This window comes from Vibrio sp. S457-15 (assembly GCF_000960545.1).
Lineage (GTDB): Bacteria > Pseudomonadota > Gammaproteobacteria > Enterobacterales > Vibrionaceae > Vibrio > Vibrio parahaemolyticus.
This window is the reverse complement of the sequence record NZ_JYOQ01000114.1, coordinates 335,735-354,392: the sequence shown is the minus strand read 5'-3', so window position 1 is coordinate 354,392 and position 18,658 is coordinate 335,735. Positions and strand designations below refer to the sequence as shown.

The following is an 18,658-nucleotide window of genomic DNA, read 5'->3' as shown; positions in this document are numbered from 1 at the left end:
AACTGACTATATTTCCACCAACTGTCGCCAAAAAAGTCTCCTGTAACGATTGTGAGAAAAGAAGCAGTTTAAACGTATCGTACCATTAGAGTATAATCTCGCCTTCCAAAGGACTATTAGCGAAGCAAAATAACTATCATGACTAAAGCACAAAACGTCGACCCTAGTGAAATTAAGAAATTCGAAGAGATGGCTTCTCGTTGGTGGGATTTAGAAGGCGAGTTCAAACCTCTTCATCAAATTAATCCGCTTCGCTTGAACTATGTCCTAGAAAAAGCCGATGGCCTTTTCGGCAAGAAAGTTCTCGATGTTGGTTGTGGCGGCGGCATCTTAGCAGAAAGCATGGCAAAGGAAGGCGCCACCGTGACTGGTCTAGATATGGGTAAAGAGCCACTAGAAGTTGCTCGCCTACATGCATTGGAGACAGGGACTAAGCTGACCTACATCCAAAGCACCATCGAAGACCACGCTGCGGAAAATGCGGGGACTTACGATGTTGTGACCTGCATGGAAATGCTAGAACACGTGCCTGACCCACTCTCTGTAATTCGCTCATGTGCCGCGTTGGTTAAGCCTGGAGGACATGTGTTCTTCTCGACGTTAAACCGCAACATCAAGTCGTACTTGTTTGCGATTGTAGGCGCAGAAAAACTATTGAAGATTGTGCCAGAAGGCACGCACGATCATGAAAAGTTCATCAAACCTGCTGAAATGATGAAGATGATCGACCAAACAGATTTGACTGAAATGGGCATCACAGGCCTTCATTACAACCCGCTAAATGACAGCTATAAGCTAGGTCGTAATGTAGATGTAAACTACATCGTCCACACTAAAAAATACTGAACGGCGTTACATTAAAAACGCCTTCTTGTGATTGACATTTCAGTCATAAAATGAATCAAAAGCGGTAGCACAAAGTTGCCGCTTTTTTTGTCTTTTTATGTATGAAATTCGTGCTCTAGATTCCATTTTAACCAACCCATTTTTCGCAAATAAAAACAGGCAAAGATCAAGGAATTTTTTTTTGAGGGCGGTTATTTATAAACCGATCTTCAAAGCTTAGTTTTCCCCATTCAAGTCAGCCCTTTTCTCATCGGTTAGTGTTCACTTACTGAATTTTTTTATTTTATTACTTATCCACAAGTCATCCCAAATCTGTACCTTGATAAATCAGTGCAATAGCACTATCTTGTAACCCGCAAACAAATGAACCCCTATATGTTGTGTTTAAGCTACAATATATAGATAGACTTTGATCACAAAGCCGCCGCAAGCTTTACAAACTTTGCACATAAACAAACAAAAATACGGCTTTTATCAGTTTTCTTAGGGAAATAAAGCAGAATGAACCAACAACTTACCGTCACTAAGCGTGATGGCCGTAAAGAAAGTATTGATCTGGATAAAATCCATCGCGTTATCACTTGGGCTGCAGAAGGTCTAAATAACGTTTCAGTCTCTCAAGTAGAACTTCGCGCTCACATCCAGTTTTACGACGGTATCACAACGACAGATATCCACGAGACTATCATCAAGTCAGCGGCAGACCTGATCTCTGAAGAGACCCCGGATTACCAATACCTAGCTGCTCGCCTAGCGGTATTCCACCTACGTAAAAAAGCGTACGGCCAATATGAGCCGCCAACGCTGTTTGATCACGTGTCTCGTCTTGTAGATATGGGTAAGTACGACCAACATATCCTTGAAGACTACTCAAAAGCTGAACTGGACGAACTAGATTCTTACATCGACCACAAACGCGACCTTAACTTCTCTTATGCTGCGGTAAAACAGCTTGAAGGTAAGTACTTCGTGCAAAACCGTGTGTCTGGCGAGATCTACGAAAGTGCTCAGTTCCTTTACATTCTAGTGTCGGCTTGCCTGTTCGCTAACTACCCGAAAGAAACACGTCTTGACTACATCAAGCGTTTCTACGATGCGACGTCAACATTTAAAATCTCTCTACCTACACCAATTATGTCTGGTGTACGTACCCCTACTCGTCAGTTCAGCTCATGCGTACTGATTGAGTGTGGTGACAGCCTAGATTCTATCAACGCAACTGCAAGTTCTATTGTTCGTTACGTATCTCAACGTGCTGGTATCGGTATCAACGCGGGTCGCATTCGTGCGCTAGGTTCTGAGATCCGTGGCGGTGAAGCGTTCCACACAGGTTGTATCCCGTTCTACAAGTACTTCCAAACAGCCGTAAAATGTTGTTCTCAAGGTGGTGTACGTGGTGGTGCAGCAACGGTGTTCTACCCAATGTGGCACGGCGAAGCACGTTCACTAATGGTGCTTAAAAACAACCGTGGTGTTGAAGAGAACCGCGTTCGTCACATGGATTACGGCGTACAGCTAAATAAACTGATGTACCAGCGTCTGGTTGAGGGTGGCAACATCACTCTATTCTCACCTTCAGACGTACCGGGTCTATACGACGCATTCTTCGAGAACCAAGAAGAATTTGAACGTCTATACGTGAAATACGAGAACGATCCTTCAGTTAAGAAGGAAACGGTAAAAGCCATCGAAATGTTCTCGCTACTCATGCAAGAGCGTGCATCAACAGGTCGTATCTACATTCAGAACGTAGACCACTGCAACACTCACAGCCCATTCGACTCTGAAGTTGCACCAGTTCGTCAGTCTAACCTATGTCTGGAAATCGCACTTCCAACTAAACCACTGACTAACGTTGAAGATGATTCAGGTGAGATTGCACTATGTACGCTTTCCGCGTTCAACCTTGGCGCAATCAAATCTCTAGATGATTTCGAAGAGCTTTCTGATCTGGTTGTTCGCGCTCTAGACGCACTACTGGATTACCAAGATTACCCACTACCAGCGGCGTACAAGTCAACAATGAACCGTCGTACGCTAGGTGTTGGTGTTATCAACTTCGCTTACTACCTAGCGAAGCACGGAGTGAAATACTCTGATGGCAGCGCAAATGGCCTGACTCACCGCACGTTTGAAGCAATGCAATACTACTTGCTAAAAGCATCAGTAGCGCTAGCAAAAGAACAAGGCAAGTGTCCTTCGTTCCACGAAACAAACTACGCGAAAGGCTTACTTCCAATCGACACTTACAAGAAAGATATCGACCTAATTTGTGATGAAGAGCTGCACTACGATTGGGACAGCTTACGTCAAGAAATCATGGAACACGGTCTTCGTAACTCAACACTGACAGCGCTAATGCCTTCTGAGACCTCTTCTCAGATCTCGAACGCAACAAACGGTATTGAGCCACCACGCGGTTACGTATCTGTAAAAGCATCGAAAGATGGTATCTTGAAGCAAGTTGTTCCTGAGTTCACAGAACTGAAAAACAACTACGAACTGCTTTGGAATATCGGTTCTAACGACGGTTACCTTCACCTTGTTGGCATCATGCAGAAATTCGTTGACCAAGCGATCTCTGCAAACACAAACTACGACCCATCGCGTTACGAGACGGGCAAGGTTCCAATGAAGAAACTTCTTCAAGACCTACTTACAGCGTATAAGTTTGGTGTTAAGACGCTTTACTACCATAACACTCGTGATGGTGCGAAAGACGACCAGAAAGACGCGGTTCAACCACAAGATGACGATTGTGCAGGCGGCGGTTGTAAGATTTAATCTTCCCTACCCTAACAATCCGCAGTAACAGAATATCGAACACCTCCCCTTATGGGGAGGTCTAAAAGGAATTGAGGCATTATGGCTTACAGTACTTTTAACCAGAACAAAAATGACCAACTGAAAGAACCTATGTTCCTTGGTCAATCAGTAAACGTTGCTCGTTACGACCAACAAAAATTCGAAATTTTCGAAAAGCTTATCGAAAAGCAACTGTCTTTCTTCTGGCGTCCAGAAGAAGTTGACGTATCTAGCGATCGTATCGATTACAACAAACTGCCAGACCACGAGAAGCACATCTTCATCTCTAACTTGAAGTACCAAACGCTTCTAGACTCAATCCAAGGTCGTAGCCCAAACGTGGCACTACTTCCACTTGTTTCTCTTCCTGAGCTAGAAACATGGATTGAAACTTGGTCTTTCTCTGAAACGATTCACTCTCGTTCATACACACACATCATCCGTAACATCGTGAATGATCCAAGTGTGGTATTCGATGACATCGTTGAAAACGAGCACATCCTTAAGCGTGCGAAAGACATCGCACACTACTACGATGACCTGATCCAAGCGACAAATGACTACCACCGTTACGGTGAAGGTGAGCACGTTTTGAACGGCGAAACGGTTAAAGTGAGCCTGTACGATCTTAAGAAGAAACTGTACATCTGTCTGATGTCTGTAAACGCGCTAGAAGCAATCCGTTTCTACGTAAGTTTCGCGTGTTCATTCGCTTTCGCAGAGCGTGAGCTAATGGAAGGTAACGCGAAAATCATCAAGCTGATCGCTCGTGATGAAGCGCTTCACTTGAATGGCACGCAGCACATGATCAACCTGCTTCGTAACGGTCAAGATGACTTCTCATTCATGCAAATCGCAGAAGAAGCAAAACAAGACTGTTTTGACCTATTCAAAGAAGCGGCAGAGCAAGAGAAGGAATGGGCAGAGTACTTGTTCAAAGACGGTTCAATGATCGGATTGAACAAAGACATCCTGAGCCAATACGTTGAGTACATCACCAACATCCGTATGCAAGCGGTAGGCCTACCAGCAGCGTACCCAGAAGCAACAACCAACCCAATCCCATGGATTAACGCTTGGTTGTCTTCAGATAACGTTCAAGTAGCGCCTCAAGAAGCGGAAATTTCGTCTTACCTAGTCGGTCAGATTGACAACGAAGTTCGCGCAGACGACTTTGAAGGGTTTGAGCTGTAATGCCAACCATCAAAATCAACAAACTTGTTAGCATTGAATCCAACCCATCCAATACCATTTTGGAGACCATGGAACAGGCGGGGTTACTTCCAGAATACAACTGTCGCGACGGTCACTGCGGTGCTTGTCGTTGTAAGTTGGAATCTGGTGAAGTGGAGTATGTTGGTTTTGCCATGGCTTACACGCAAGGTGATGAGATTCTCCCTTGTATCTGTAAAGCCAAATCAAGCGTTTCGCTGACTGGTGTGAACTACGCGATGAAAGAAAAGCGCGCATAGTTCCAGACGAAGAAACACGAAAAAGCCAAGGCGATCGCCTTGGCTTTTTGTTATCTGTAGATGGTGAATAGCCTAAAGTGCGCTGTTAGGAATATGCATCTCTTTCACTTTCTCTAAAAACGCATAGTGGGCAAACATAGGTTTTCGCTCTAAGTAACGGCGTAATAAATCCAGCGCTGCGGTGCTGATCACTTTCACTTGGTCGTCACGCTGATACTTTTTCGCTAACTTATAAGACGCGCCCCATTCACCTGATGGTGTAGACAAGGCGACAGAAAATACCCCACCTTCAACTTGTCCGGTCACTAATGCTAAATCGGTAGCGCACTTTTCGCGAGTCGCTCCCGCTAACGCAAATGTCGCAGCCAATGGATCGCCCTCATGGTTTACAGTTTGGTTACGCCCTGCCAGCACCCAACCGTGGCCCAATTGCTTTTCTACATTTTCATCACTGTTTAACCAGTAGGTTAAATATCCGGCACTGCTTTTTTCAGACACAGAAAGTGTGAGATCTTTATCCGCCAGCAGTTGTCCTACATGCTCAACCATCGGAAGGTCGATGCTAACCGTATTGCTTTCGAGGTGCTTGTTGATCAACTGCATCAGCTTCAAACGTTGTTCAAGCTGATCTGCCGGGCCAAACAGCTTCACTTCAATAAAAGGCAGATAAGAGCGATACCCAAGCTCATAGCCTTGTGGCAGTTTTAGCTGATCCAACTTATCCGAGATCCCAGATTCAGAAAGACCAAAAGTGTAGATTCGACTACAGCATGAACCTTTTACATCAGGAAATACTCTTCGAAGATCAGGCAAAATTTGTGTTTCTGCCATCAATTTGAATTCGCTTGGTACACCAGGAGTAAAATAAAAAATCGCGTCATTGATCAGCATTTTAAAGCCACATGCCGTGCCAATAGGATTGTCTAAAATTTGTGCGATTTCAGGTAGCATGGCTTGTTTTAAATTGCTATCAGGCATAGGAATGCCACGCCGAGCATACATGCTCTCCAGCTGCTCTAGCCATTCTTTAAACAATACCAGTTTGCACTCAGCCGCTTTCGCTGCCGCTGCGGCGCTCATGTCGTCGGTCGTTGGCCCCAATCCACCGTTAACAATGACTACGTCATTGTTGAAGCTCAGCATTAAAAACTCTTCGATTAAGCTCGACTGCTTGTCTCCCACAGTGGATCGTTTGGTTAAACCAAACCCATGCTGATAAAACAAACTCGACAGCCACGCCGCGTTAGTATCAACAATATCTCCGTGAAGCACTTCCTCACCAGTACTTAGCATTGCAATTTTCACAACTGACTCCTGAACATAAGCACAATTCTATTTCTATACGGAGCACTTATATCGTTTTCTTTTTATCAGACTAATCGCTTAGTCAATTTGTTGGGATTAAATTAAGGTCAAGTATTTAAATGGGTTTTCTTTTAAGGGATAATTGTGAGCCCGATCATCAAACCATTAACTCGGAGACCTTTGTGTCAAAATCATCCATGTTCAAGAAGACTCTCGCAGGACTCTTACTGACGACGTCGGCCGTTGCTAACGCAAGCCAGTACGATATGAGCCGCCACTCAGAGTTTTCTTACACGCCTGATTGTATGTCAGGTTACTGCGAAACAACCAATCTGTACACCTTCGAATCTCAAAATCGCAGTCTTGCTTTTGAACAGAATAACGATGATTCTTTAAATCTTGACGCAGGCCTTCAGCCTAGACACCTTATCGTTCCTCAAGATAAGGACTGGGATTACCTAATGGGCCAGACGTACACCATCCTTGGCCTGAGTGTGGCTACTGTTGGTTTGATGACGTTTCTTCCTGAAAGCATTACTAAGTGGGACGAAGAAGACCGCGACATGAGCAAGCTGGGTAGCAAATGGAAAGATAACGTTTCTGATGGCCCGGTATGGGACCGTGACGAACACTTCCTAAACTACATCATGCACCCATACTTTGGCGGTGTTTACTACACAGCGGCAAGACATGCAGGTTACAACGAATTTGAATCATTCTTGTACTCTGCCACCATGTCTACTTTCTTCTGGGAATACGGTGTTGAAGCGTTTGCAGAAGTCCCTTCTTGGCAGGACATCTTTATCACGCCATTCTTTGGTGCGGTCGTGGGTGAAATGATGCTAACAGCAGAGCAAGACATCGTAGCAAATGGCGGCGAAGTGTTAGGTTCAGAAACTGCAGGCGACGTTTCTCTCTTCTTCCTAAACCCTGTTGGTCATATCCACCACTGGGTGACTGACGCATGGGGCGGCAGCGCTGAATTGAAATTCAACTCCTCACCTTGGTTCGGCAATCAAGATGTTGCGAAGTTTGCCATGGACGCAGGTGCAAGCTACGACAGTCAGTTTTACGGCGTAGAGCTGAAAGTAACGTTCTAAGCCAACCATATTGAACGACATTAATGAAGAGCAGCCAAACGGCTGCTCTTTTTTGTATCTAGTGCACTGTTTTGATTATTTGCTTCGCGAATTAGTGTGAAAAATTGACTTCTATCAAACATAACCCCTTCCTAGGACCTACACTGAAGAAAAGGACTTATTCCAATAACTTAAGCGATGCGTTCCACCGCACTGCGTCCAAACCTTATTCCAGGAGGGGACATCATGAACACTGTGTTTATCGTTAACTTTGTCGGTCAAGCATCACCGGCGACTATCAAACAACTGGCTGCTGTTACTCATGAAAACGGAGGCAAATGGTTAATCAGTAAAGTAAACTTTATTGAAGACCAAGTCGCTGGGGTGATAAAAGTTGAGTTACCTGAAGAAAACGCGGACACGGTGAAAGAAGCGTTTTCAGCCTGCCAGACTCTAGTAGTTAAATTTGTGGATTCAGAGCCTCACTCACACAAAGAAGATACCATTTTCCAACTTCGTCTCGATTCCAATGACCGTGCAGGTATCGTCAATGAAATCACTCACGTTCTGGATGCACAAGGTATCTCTATTTTAGATATGGATTGCCAACGCGTATTTATTGCCGGGGGTGGCGGTGTGAGTTCTAGCTTGTTCAGCGCCAAAATGGCTATCAAGCTGCCAAGCGAATTGGAAATCGAAGATGTGGCGAACGAGTTAGAAGCGCTCAGCGAAGACACCAGAGTGATAATTGAAAGCTAGTCGATTTAGCCTTTTATTCATAGAAAAAGAGCAGCTATAAATAGCTGCTCTTTGTCATTGTAAGCATGAGAAAAACATTACTTCACAGACCACTGTGACAGTGAGCGTTTGAAGTCTGAGTAGTCAAACTCATTCAGTTTTTGAATCTCGCCGCTTGAACGCTCACAGTAAACAGAAGGCATACGTAGACCATTGAACCAGTTTAGTTTCACCATCGTGTAACCAGCGCTGTCTAGAATGTGCAGACGTTGACCAATCTCTAGTGGCTGATCAAAATTCGCCACACAGAACTGATCACCGGCAAGACATGAACACGAACCAATCACGTACTCGTGCTCGCCGTTGTCAGATGCCTCTAGAATGGAAGCTGGTTCATTGTAAATCAGCGTATCAAGACGGTGTGCTTCAGTTGCAGAGTCAACAATTGCTGTCTTCTTCACGTTCTCAACGATATCGACCACAGTAACCACTAAGTCTGTCGTCTTAGTGATGATGGCTTCACCCGGCTCTAGGTACATTTGCACGCCGTGCTTCTCAGAGAATGCTTTTAACGCTAGACCTAGCTTCTCAATATCGTAACCCGGCCACGTGAAGAATACGCCGCCACCCATGCTCACCCAATCCAGCTTGTTTAGGTATTCGCCAAACTGCTCTGAAATCGCATCTAATAGGCCGATAAACGCGTCCACATCTTTGTTTTCACAATTCATATGGAACATCACGCCATCAATACCTTCAAATACTTCAGGTTTGATGTGATCAGCTTGTACACCTAAGCGAGAGAATTTGCGCGCAGGGTTTGCGAGGTCTTGACCCGCGTAGCTCACGCCCGGATTTAAACGTAAACCAATCGACGCTTTGCCTTCAACAATGTGGCGGTAAGCTGCAAGTTGAGATTGCGAGTTGAAAATCATTTTGTCACAGATGTCTGCGACTTCACGTACGTCATCTTCGCTGTAACCCACACTGTAGGCGTGCGTTTCGCCACCAAACGTTTCGTATCCAAGTTTTACTTCGAATGGGCCGGAGCTGGTTGTGCCGTCTAAGTAAGGCTTGATGATGTCAAACACACCCCAAGTAGAGAAACACTTCAGTGCTAGCACAAGCTTTACACCTGAGATTTCTTTTAGCTGTTTTGCTTTCTCTAGGTTCGCAATCAGCTTGTCTTCATTGATCATGAAGTACGGAGTTTTTAGTTCATTGTGTTGCATGTTAATACCTTGAGTGCTTTCGCCTGAACGAAGCCACTATAAAATCGAACAAAGCCGACGCTGTTGCATCGGCTTAGATTTTAATTATTTAACTTTGTTTGTAATTCGCCAAAATTTGTCTCTGTAGCGAGGAGAACGCGTGGAGTTTACGAATGTAAATGAGCACGTTCGACAAAGCCACAGAGGCAAATAACAAGAATTACTTCAAAGCGTGGATAACTGGTAGGCCTTGAGCCGGTTCCAACTCCTGAACATGCCAATCTAGACCGATTTCTGGCATTGTTTCTAGGAACGGATCTGGGTCTAGCTGCTCCATGTTGAACACGCCTTTGTCAGCCCACTTGCCACGGAAGAATTGAAGTGCGGCAGTGATCGCTGGTACACCTGTTGTGTAAGAGATCGCTTGATGCTCGACATCTTCGTATGCCACTTCGTGGTCAGCGTTGTTGTAGATGAATACGCTACGCTCTTTGCCGTCTTTCTTACCTTGAACCCAAGTACCGATACACGTTAAACCTTTGTAACCCGGCGCTAGAGACGTTGGATCTGGTAGTAGTGCTTTCAATACATGAAGAGGCTGTACTACTGTGCCATCGTGCAGCGTTAGCGGATCTGGACTTAGTAGGCCGATGTCGCGCATTACGTTGAAGTAATTAAGGTAACGATCACCGAAGCCCATCCAGAACTCAATACGTTTCGCAGGGATGAACTCTTTCATTGAACGCACTTCGTCGTGCGCCATTGAGTACACTTTGTGCGAGCCACAGTTCGGGAATTCGAACTCAAGCATACGTGAGTGACAAGGTACTTGCTTCCACTCGCCATTTTCCCAGTAGAAAGAGTCACCTTGGATCTCTAACATATTGGTTTCTGGGTCAAAGTTCGTTGCAAACTTCTTACCGTGATCACCCGCGTTTACATCCATCACGTCGATTGTGTCGATCTCGTCGAACAGATGTTTTACTGCGTATGCTGCAAACACAGAAACTACGCCAGGATCGAAACCAGCGCCTAAGATGCCAGTGATGCCCGCTTCTTCGAACTTCTCACGGTAGCCCCATTGCCAATCGTAAGCTTCAGGGACTTGTTGACCTTCTGAACATAGGTCAACCGCGACTGATGTATCTAGGTATGAAACTTTTGCTCGGTAACACGCTTCCATGATTGGCATGTTTACCCAAGGAGGACCCGCGTTGATGACTAGGTCCGGCTTCACTTCTTCAATCAAAGCAACAAGAGAATCTACGTCGTCAGCATTTACTGCACGAGCTTCTAGTTTCTTAGTTGAATCTTTCAGATTGTTTTTCTTCTGAATCGATTCGATGATTTTCTCACACTTACCTACGGTACGTGATGCGATTGTGATATCACCCAGAACGTCGTTGTTTTGTGCTGCTTTGTGTGCAACTACCCAGCCAACGCCGCCTGCACCAATCTGTAGAATTGCCATAGTTTTCCGTTACCTTTGTTAAACTAGCTCAACTGCTAGCATATTGATTTTAGAGAGCAAAGATTCAAAGTCCGCAGTCGTTAGACACGGGTTCAAAATCGTAAATTTAAGCGCGGTTTTACCGTCGACAATGGTTTCACCCAATACCGCGATACCGCGAGTCAACGCTTCTAAACGTAGCGCTTTGTTCAGTTCATCAAGATCTGCTGTTTCGTGTGTTGCACGGAACAATACCGTCGACAATGAAGGCTCAGCTAGTAGTTCAAACTGATCGTTTGTACGGATCATGTCAGCCACTTCAAGCGTTTGAGCGAGTAGATGATCGTACATGTCACCCAGTGCCTTCGGACCCACGTTTTGCATGGTCATAAAGACTTTCAATGCATCGAAACGTTTGGTTGTCGCGATAGATTTATCGACCAAGTTTGGTAGCTCATCGTGCTCACGATTCAAGTAATCTGCGTGATGAAGCAAGAACTTAAAGTTCGACTTGTCGTTCACCAAAAGTGCGCCACAGCTGATTGTTTGGTAGAACAATTTGTGGAAATCGACACTGATAGAGTGAGCGCGCTCAACGCCTTTCAGACGAGACTTATGACTGCTAAGGATCAGCGCACCACCGTAAGCACCATCCACATGCATCCACATGTCGTGCTTGACTGCCATGTCGGCGATGAAGTCTAGGTCATCAATTGCACCGTGATCCGTCGTACCCGCAGTACCAACAATCGCAAATGGAATTAACCCTTCAGCTTTCGCTTGCGCAATCACTTCATCTAGCTTCGTGATATCCATGGTGCCATCAGCGTTTGCATCCACAGTCATCACCGCTTTCTCACCAAGCCCCATCCAAGATGCAGACTTTTGAACTGTGAAGTGTGATTTCTTAGAACATACAATGCGAAGTTTGTCAGCGTAGTCAGGCAGACCTAACTTCTGGATTGAGTGACCACTTAGCTTATCTGCGATCCAATCACGTGCCAGCATCAAACCCATTTGGTTACTTTGCGTGCCACCGCTCGTGAAAATACCATCGGCTTTTTCGCTTAGGTCGTACTTGTCGCATAGCCAGTTCACCACTTTTTGCTCTACGTAAGTTGCAGAAGATGCTTGGTCCCATGAATCCATTGATTGGTTCAGAGCAGCAATCATAGCTTCTGCAGCAATCGCTGGCATCAGCGGTGGAGTGTGTAAATGTGCAATGCAGTCTGGGTGCTGAGTGAAGATAGCGTTCTTTGCCACCAGCTCTGCCGCATCATCGATTACGGATTTAAGTGGCGCATTTTTGTTGTCTAGGTCAACCGCGTTGATCGCATCTTCTAACACTTTAGGATCCATACCTGAGTATGGTGCGCTAACTTGTTCAAACACTGACTTCATTGCAGCAGTTGTGTGGTTCATTACTGATGCAAACTCAGCACTGCCTAGTTCACCGGTATGGATGAAGTGCTTTTTCCACTCTTCTTGTGGTGCAGCTTCAACGTGGCTACCGCCTGAGGCGATGATCGCTTCTTCAAGCACACGTAATGCGAAGTCAATCTGTTCGAATGAAATGATAAGTGGTGGAAGGAAGCGAATAACAGAACCTTCGCGGCCGCCTTTCTCAACCATCAAACCACGCTCAAGCGCAGCACGTTGAATCGCTAGGGTCAACTGACCGTCAGCAAGAGGCTCACCAAACTTGTTAAGCTCGCCGTTAGGATTCTTGATTTCAACGCCTAGCATCAAGCCTTTGCCACGAACTTCAGCAATACAGTTAACACGTTTTTGGATGCTTTCAAGACCAAAACGTAGGTATTGGCCCGCAACGTTCGCATGCTCAACAAGGTTGTCACGTTGGATAATTTCAAGCGCTTTAGCACCTGAAACCATTGCAAGTTGGTTACCACGGAATGTGCCCGTGTGCTCGCCTGGCTTCCACGTATCATGTTGCTTATTGATCACAAGCAGTGACATTGGCAAGCCGCCGCCAATCGCTTTAGAAAGACACAATACATCAGGCACGATACCCGCTTCTTCGAAAGCGAAGTTGTAACCAGATTTACCCACACCACACTGGATTTCATCAAAAATCAGCAGGATACCGTGCTCATCACAAATACGACGTAGTTCGCGCAACCAGAATGCTGGAGCAGGAATTACACCGCCCTCACCTTGAACTGGCTCTACGATGATCGCAGCAGGTTTCATGATACCCGCTTCATCATCGTTCAATAAACGCTCTATATAACGAATGCTTGCTTTCGCACCTTCGTCACCACCAAGACCAAATGGACAGCGTAGGTTGTATGGGAAAGGCATAAAGTGCACATCTGACATTAAGCCAGTACGACGCGCTTTTGTTCCTAAATTACCCATCATGCCCATCGTACCGTTTGTCATACCGTGGTATGCACCACGGAAAGCAAACATGGTATTACGACCTGTCGTTTGTTTCGCTAGCTTGATCGCAGCTTCAACCGCATCAGCACCCGATGGTCCACAGAACTGAATAACACAGTTATCGCCCAGCTCTTGAGGAAGAAAAGACTTCACAGACTTAATAAAGTGAGTTTTAGCAGAAGTGGCAATATCAAGAGTTTGATAAGGCAGACCAGAGTCTAACTGCTCTTTTAACGCTTGGTTAATTTCAGGATGGTTGTAACCCAACGCTAAAGTACCAGCACCAGCTAGACAATCTAGGAAGACTTGACCACGAGTATCTTCTACCAAACAGCCATATGCTTGCTTTATCGCAATCGGTAGACGACGTGGATAAGAACGAACCTCAGATTCATGCTCCGCCTGTTCTAATAGAACTTGATCCGGCGTTAAGTCATACGTTCCCTCAACAAAAGGAACCTGAGAAGAAAAAATGTTTGCGATAGTGTTATCGACTTCAAAGGCAGTGCTCATACTACTTAATCCCTTGAATTGTAATAATTCTCGAACCTGTATTTATTTTCGTTTGAATTTAATTACAGGAGATATAGGTAAACCTCCGCATTTGTCGCTACGTAAAAGACAAATACAGATAGTCAGTCACAACATCGGTGACTTTTATTTGTGCTGGGAATTAATCAAGGTTCCGTAATGCAACCGTTTTGTAAAACAGGACATTTCGGCAGTATGAAGCTGATTAGTGTGTGTTTATTCAAAGGTTTCAATGTTGGGTTTCCCATTAACATGCTGCATTTACAGCATTAGTATCCCGTCTATCGACAAATGGCTTTACCGATACCTACCCTACGTAGTGTCACAATCAGCTTGAATGGTCACTACGCGTATCCCCCAGAGAACTAGCGTCATAAATTACGCTCCGAGATTGCGCGCGAATTTATCACAAAATAAAATCTTCTGGCAACGACTTTTCACAATTCATAAGTTGACAGCGATCACAACAAAACCATTCTTATTCTGATCTCAATAACTTACCTGATAGAGGTGAATTTATCTTGTTCTGTCGATATGCATCTAACAAAGTCATAAATAAAACTGGTTGAATAGTATGGATGTGCATTTAAAAGAACTGGTTTCCCAGATAGCTTAGAATTTGCATTTATTTGTTTGGCGAGAGTCGGACTTACTTTTTGAAGTTGTTGAGAAACAACAAATACGAAAAAGCCCAGCTAAAAAGCTGGGCTTATCAATCTGGAGCGACACACGAGGTTCGAACTCGTGACCTCAACCTTGGCAAGGTTGCGCTCTACCAACTGAGCTAGTGTCGCAGATTTAAGATGGTGCCCCGGGCCGGACTTGAACCGGCACAACGCGAACGTCGAGGGATTTTAAATCCCTTGTGTCTACCAATTCCACCACCAGGGCACACAAATATTCTTTGTGATGCCTTTACAGAAAAGTAAAACACCATCTGATACCGCATAACGCCATATCTATAATTTGGAGCGACACACGAGGTTCGAACTCGTGACCTCAACCTTGGCAAGGTTGCGCTCTACCAACTGAGCTAGTGTCGCATTTATTCTCGAAAGTAATTCACTCTCAAAAGAATAATGGAGGCGCCTCCCGGAGTCGAACCGAGGTCCACGGATTTGCAATCCGCTGCATAGCCACTCTGCCAAGGCGCCTCATTTGTGAAGTAAGCATCGCTTTTTCACCACCCTTTCAAGCCGCGCTCTCTTGGGTACGGGATGCATTCTACGGATTCGAGCGATCGAGTCAACACTATTTTTATTTTTTTAAATCGTTTGGCCAGATTTTGTGCGAAAGACTGTAGATTGATTAGTTTTAATACGAAAACATGACCAATTACACTTGTTTATCTTGAGTTTATGGCTACTCAGCACCCGCTGCTACGGTAGGTTCTCGCCATTTCAAGTAGAGATAATTGGACAATTACAAATCTAACAAACACCGACTGAACAAAAAACAAGATTTAGATCACATTTCTATTTTTAGAAAGTCATTCGAAATGCACAAAAAAAGCAGGCATAGCGACCTGCTTTCTTAATCTCGTTTAGTGATGTTCTTCGTTCAGCAAATCATCTTTTGCTGCTGCAAGATACTGAACCATCGACCAATATGTTAGGAATGTAGCGACGTACAGAGCGGCAAAGCCTAGCCAAACCATCCATTCGTCATAGCGCCAAATCAGAACCCATAATGCAAACATCTGAGAAACTGTTTTTACTTTACCAACCCAGGATACAGCGACACTTGCGCGTTTACCGATTTCAGCCATCCATTCACGCAATGCAGAGATGATAATCTCTCGCGCAATCATGGTTACAGCAGGGATAGTGACCCAAATGGTGTGGTAGTGCTCTGTAATCAAAATCAACGCTGTCGCAACCAGTACTTTATCAGCGACTGGATCGATAAACGCACCAAACCTTGAAGTTTGGCCAAGTTTACGAGCTAGCATGCCATCTAACCAGTCGGTAAAACCTGCAACCCAGAACACCATTGCTGCCGCAAAGGGCGCCCAAGAATAAGGCAGATAGAAAACAACCACGAATACAGGGATTAAGAACAGTCTAAGAAGGGACAGAATGTTCGGGATATTCAAACGCATTTTATTATTCTCTTACACATTGCGTGTTTATGTTGCTGGATTTTCCTTATTGTTTCAATGCTTGGAAAATAATTTCTGCTAAAGAGTGACTAATTCCCGGTACTTTGGCGATTTCTTCAACACTTGCGCGCTTAAGTTCCTGCAATCCACCCATGTATTTCAATAAAGCTTGGCGTCGTTTTGGCCCAACACCTTCAATCCCCTCCAACGCGCTTGTACGTCGAGTTTTACCACGTTTCGCTCTGTGACCCGCAATCGCATGATTATGACTCTCATCGCGAATATGTTGAATCAAATGTAGCGCTGGAGCGTCACTAGGTAAGTTGAACTCTTCGCCATCGACCGTAATTAAGGTTTCAAGGCCAGGTTTACGTGTTACACCTTTGGCAATACCAATCATGATTGGTCGCTTAGGCCAATCTCCCCAATACTGGGCGATGATTTCATGCGCACGATTTAACTGACCTTTACCACCATCAATAAAGATGATGTCTGGGATTTTTTCTACATCCAACTGCTTTGAGTAGCGACGCTCTAACGCCTGCCCCATCGCTGCATAATCATCGCCCCCCGTGATTCCAGTAATGTTATAGCGTCGATATTCTTGCTTTACCGGACCTTCGTTGTTGAAGACCACACATGATGCGATAGTGCTCTCGCCCATCGTATGGGAAATATCAAAACACTCCATCCTCATAATAGACTCCATTCCCAGCGTCTCGCGAAGTGCTTTGAAACGTTGGTTGATCGTCATCTTATGGTTGATTTTTGTCGTGATGGCAGTAAGTGCATTGGTATTAGACAGCTTAAGATATCTCCCTCTCGCACCAGTCGGAGAAGTATGGAAATGAACCTTACGCCCTGCGACTTCACTCAGTGCTTTTTGAATGGATTCGAGATCGTCGGCCAACTCTTGGTTCAGTATTATTCGAGATGGGATTGTTCGCGCCTCATTGTGGCTCAGGTAGTACTGAGTCAAAAAGCTATCGAATACCTCTTGTTGGCTCGTGTTTTGAGGAATCTTAGGGAAATGACTGCGACTGCCTAACACTTTACCCTGACGAATCATCAATATGTGGATGCAAGCAATGCCGTTCTCTTGCGCAAAACCCAGCACATCCATATCGTCCATGCTGTCTTCCGATACATATTGCTGTTCTTGGACTCGTCTTATCGCTTGTATCTGATCACGAAACTTTGCCGCGTCTTCAAACCGAAGTTGCTGACTAGCAACCTCCATTTTCTCTATCAACTGCTTCAGTACTTGCTGATCTTTACCTTGCAGAAATAGACGAACAAAACCCACCAGCTCAGCATACTCTTCATCTGAGATAATCGAGCTAACACACGGGCCAGCGCAGCGACCAATTTGATACATCAAGCAAGGGCGCGTTCGATTGGAGTAAACCGTATCTTCACACTGTCTAACAGGAAATATTTTTTGCAGCAAGTGCAGCGTTTCTCGTACCGCCCCTGAGTCAGGGTAAGGACCAAAATACTCGCCTTTACGCTTCTTGGCCCCACGGTGCATCGACAATCTCGGATGTTTATGACCGCTAATGAATATATAAGGGTACGATTTGTCATCACGCAGAAGCACGTTGTATTTCGGTAAATACTGCTTGATGTAATTGTGTTCGAGAATCAGCGCTTCTGTCTCGGTATGCGTCACCGTGACATCTATTTTGGCAATATTGCTCACCAAAGCGCGTGTTTTTTCACTGTCGACTTTTTTGCGAAAGTAACTAGAAAGGCGTTTTTGAAGATCTTTGGCTTTACCGACGTAAATGACAACAGCATCGGCGTTGTACATGCGGTACACGCCGGGCTGATGAGTTACTGTCTTGAGAAAGGAAGCCGAATCGAAAGGAGGATTCACACTAAAGGGTCTCGGTGTCCAGCATTCCGTGGCGAATCGCTAAGTGTGTTAACTCAACGTCACCATTAATGTCCAGCTTGCTAAACAGTCGATAGCGGTAGCTGTTGACTGTCTTTGGACTTAAGTTAAGTTGCTCAGAAATATCCGTTACTTTCTGACCTTTCGTGATCATAAGCATGATTTGCAGTTCACGTTCGGACAAATCTTTAAATGGGTTTTCAGAGGCAGGTGAGAACTGGCTCAATGCCATTTGCTGCGCTATCTCTGGAGAGATGTAACGCTGCCCACTATTGACCACACGAATTGCATTTACCATTTCATCCGGCCCTGCACCTTTGGTTAAATAACCAGAAGCACCAGCCTGCATCACTTTGGTTGGAAACGGATTTTCCGTATGAACGGTTAGTACGATGATTTTCACATCTGGATTCACGCGAAGAATTTTCTTGGTGGCTTCCAAGCCGCCAATCCCAGGCATGTTCATGTCCATTAAAACGACGTCAGCATGATTACTGCGACACCATTTCACTGCATCTTCACCGCTGTCAGCTTCTCCTGCTACGTTCATTCCACGGACGTCTTCAATAATACGTCGTATCCCTGTGCGAACCAGCTCGTGATCATCTACAAGGAAAACATTAATCAAACTTGTATCTCCACACTTTTTATTGGCTCTGCACCCACATAATTTTACTAAATGTGGATATCAGTATGACTGCCTATATACTAACGTATTTGGCAAAAAATTGCTTTCTATGAATATGTGCTGAAACGCAAACTTTAGCAAGAACTTATTCATAAACCACTCTATTATTTCAGAGCGTGATGTGCAGAGCCG

General features: G+C 44.9%; 13 protein-coding genes and 4 tRNA genes. 6 read left to right on the top strand and 11 right to left on the bottom strand.

Annotated features, from left to right (window positions below; translation table 11 throughout):
• The first annotated feature begins 138 nt into the window (after window positions 1–138).
• The 4 genes from ubiG (at window position 139) to yfaE (ending at window position 5,123) form a co-directional block, all read left to right on the top strand.
• Complete coding sequence (gene ubiG, locus UF05_RS10560; RefSeq protein WP_005483291.1) at window positions 139–846, top strand: bifunctional 2-polyprenyl-6-hydroxyphenol methylase/3-demethylubiquinol 3-O-methyltransferase UbiG; 708 nt, start codon at window positions 139–141, stop codon at window positions 844–846.
• Window positions 847–1,347: 501 nt separating this feature from the next.
• Window positions 1,348–3,630: a class 1a ribonucleoside-diphosphate reductase subunit alpha gene (gene nrdA, locus UF05_RS10555; protein ID WP_005457837.1), complete on the top strand. Its 2,283-nt coding sequence runs from the start codon at window positions 1,348–1,350 to the stop codon at window positions 3,628–3,630.
• Between the two features lie 81 nt (window positions 3,631–3,711).
• A complete protein-coding gene (gene nrdB, locus UF05_RS10550) occupies window positions 3,712–4,845 on the top strand; it encodes a class Ia ribonucleoside-diphosphate reductase subunit beta (RefSeq protein ID WP_023623868.1) in 1,134 nt (377 codons plus the stop codon).
• On the top strand, window positions 4,845–5,123 hold the full coding sequence (gene yfaE, locus UF05_RS10545) for a class I ribonucleotide reductase maintenance protein YfaE (protein ID WP_005457859.1): 279 nt from the start codon (window positions 4,845–4,847) through the stop codon (window positions 5,121–5,123). Before nrdB ends, yfaE begins: the two co-directional genes overlap by 1 nt.
• A 72-nt stretch (window positions 5,124–5,195) precedes the next feature.
• Here yfaE and UF05_RS10540 read toward each other — a convergent pair whose 3' ends face one another.
• Window positions 5,196–6,428 (bottom strand): CinA family nicotinamide mononucleotide deamidase-related protein, encoded by a 1,233-nt coding sequence (locus UF05_RS10540; protein WP_045545763.1) that lies wholly within the window; start codon window positions 6,426–6,428, stop codon window positions 5,196–5,198.
• 197 nt (window positions 6,429–6,625) lie between these two features.
• Here UF05_RS10540 and UF05_RS10535 point away from each other — a divergent pair, with 197 nt between their 5' ends.
• On the top strand, window positions 6,626–7,528 hold the full coding sequence (locus UF05_RS10535) for a DUF3943 domain-containing protein (protein WP_021448933.1): 903 nt from the start codon (window positions 6,626–6,628) through the stop codon (window positions 7,526–7,528).
• A 225-nt stretch (window positions 7,529–7,753) separates the two neighbouring features.
• Entirely contained in the window at window positions 7,754–8,266 is a 513-nt protein-coding gene (locus UF05_RS10530; RefSeq protein WP_005483182.1) for a glycine cleavage system protein R, read from the top strand.
• Window positions 8,267–8,343: 77 nt separating this feature from the next.
• Here the strand turns inward: UF05_RS10530 and nspC are convergent, their stop codons facing one another.
• The 10 genes from nspC to uvrY form a co-directional block, all read right to left on the bottom strand.
• Window positions 8,344–9,477: a carboxynorspermidine decarboxylase gene (gene nspC, locus UF05_RS10525; protein WP_005483192.1), complete on the bottom strand. Its 1,134-nt coding sequence runs from the start codon at window positions 9,475–9,477 to the stop codon at window positions 8,344–8,346.
• Window positions 9,478–9,676: 199 nt separating this feature from the next.
• Window positions 9,677–10,927 carry a carboxynorspermidine synthase gene (locus UF05_RS10520; protein ID WP_025552798.1) on the bottom strand — a complete coding sequence of 417 codons (1,251 nt, stop codon included), beginning with the start codon at window positions 10,925–10,927 and terminating at the stop codon, window positions 9,677–9,679.
• A gap of 18 nt (window positions 10,928–10,945) precedes the next feature.
• Entirely contained in the window at window positions 10,946–13,822 is a 2,877-nt protein-coding gene (locus UF05_RS10515; protein WP_045545762.1) for a pyridoxal phosphate-dependent class III aminotransferase, read from the bottom strand.
• 736 nt (window positions 13,823–14,558) lie between these two features.
• Window positions 14,559–14,634 (bottom strand) — tRNA-Gly (locus tag UF05_RS10510).
• A gap of 10 nt (window positions 14,635–14,644) precedes the next feature.
• Window positions 14,645–14,731: transfer RNA gene (locus UF05_RS10505), tRNA-Leu, on the bottom strand.
• Between the two features lie 76 nt (window positions 14,732–14,807).
• Window positions 14,808–14,883: transfer RNA gene (locus UF05_RS10500), tRNA-Gly, on the bottom strand.
• A gap of 37 nt (window positions 14,884–14,920) precedes the next feature.
• Window positions 14,921–14,994, bottom strand: a tRNA-Cys gene (locus tag UF05_RS10495).
• 389 nt (window positions 14,995–15,383) lie between these two features.
• Entirely contained in the window at window positions 15,384–15,941 is a 558-nt protein-coding gene (gene pgsA, locus UF05_RS10490) for a CDP-diacylglycerol--glycerol-3-phosphate 3-phosphatidyltransferase (RefSeq protein ID WP_005494716.1), read from the bottom strand.
• A 46-nt stretch (window positions 15,942–15,987) separates the two neighbouring features.
• Window positions 15,988–17,820, bottom strand: a complete 1,833-nt coding sequence (gene uvrC / locus UF05_RS10485) for an excinuclease ABC subunit UvrC (RefSeq protein ID WP_024702982.1) — start codon at window positions 17,818–17,820, stop codon at window positions 15,988–15,990.
• A 1-nt stretch (window position 17,821) separates the two neighbouring features.
• Window positions 17,822–18,466, bottom strand: coding sequence for a UvrY/SirA/GacA family response regulator transcription factor (gene uvrY / locus UF05_RS10480; RefSeq protein ID WP_005386783.1), 645 nt, complete (start codon window positions 18,464–18,466; stop codon window positions 17,822–17,824).
• Window positions 18,467–18,658: the final 192 nt, after the last annotated feature.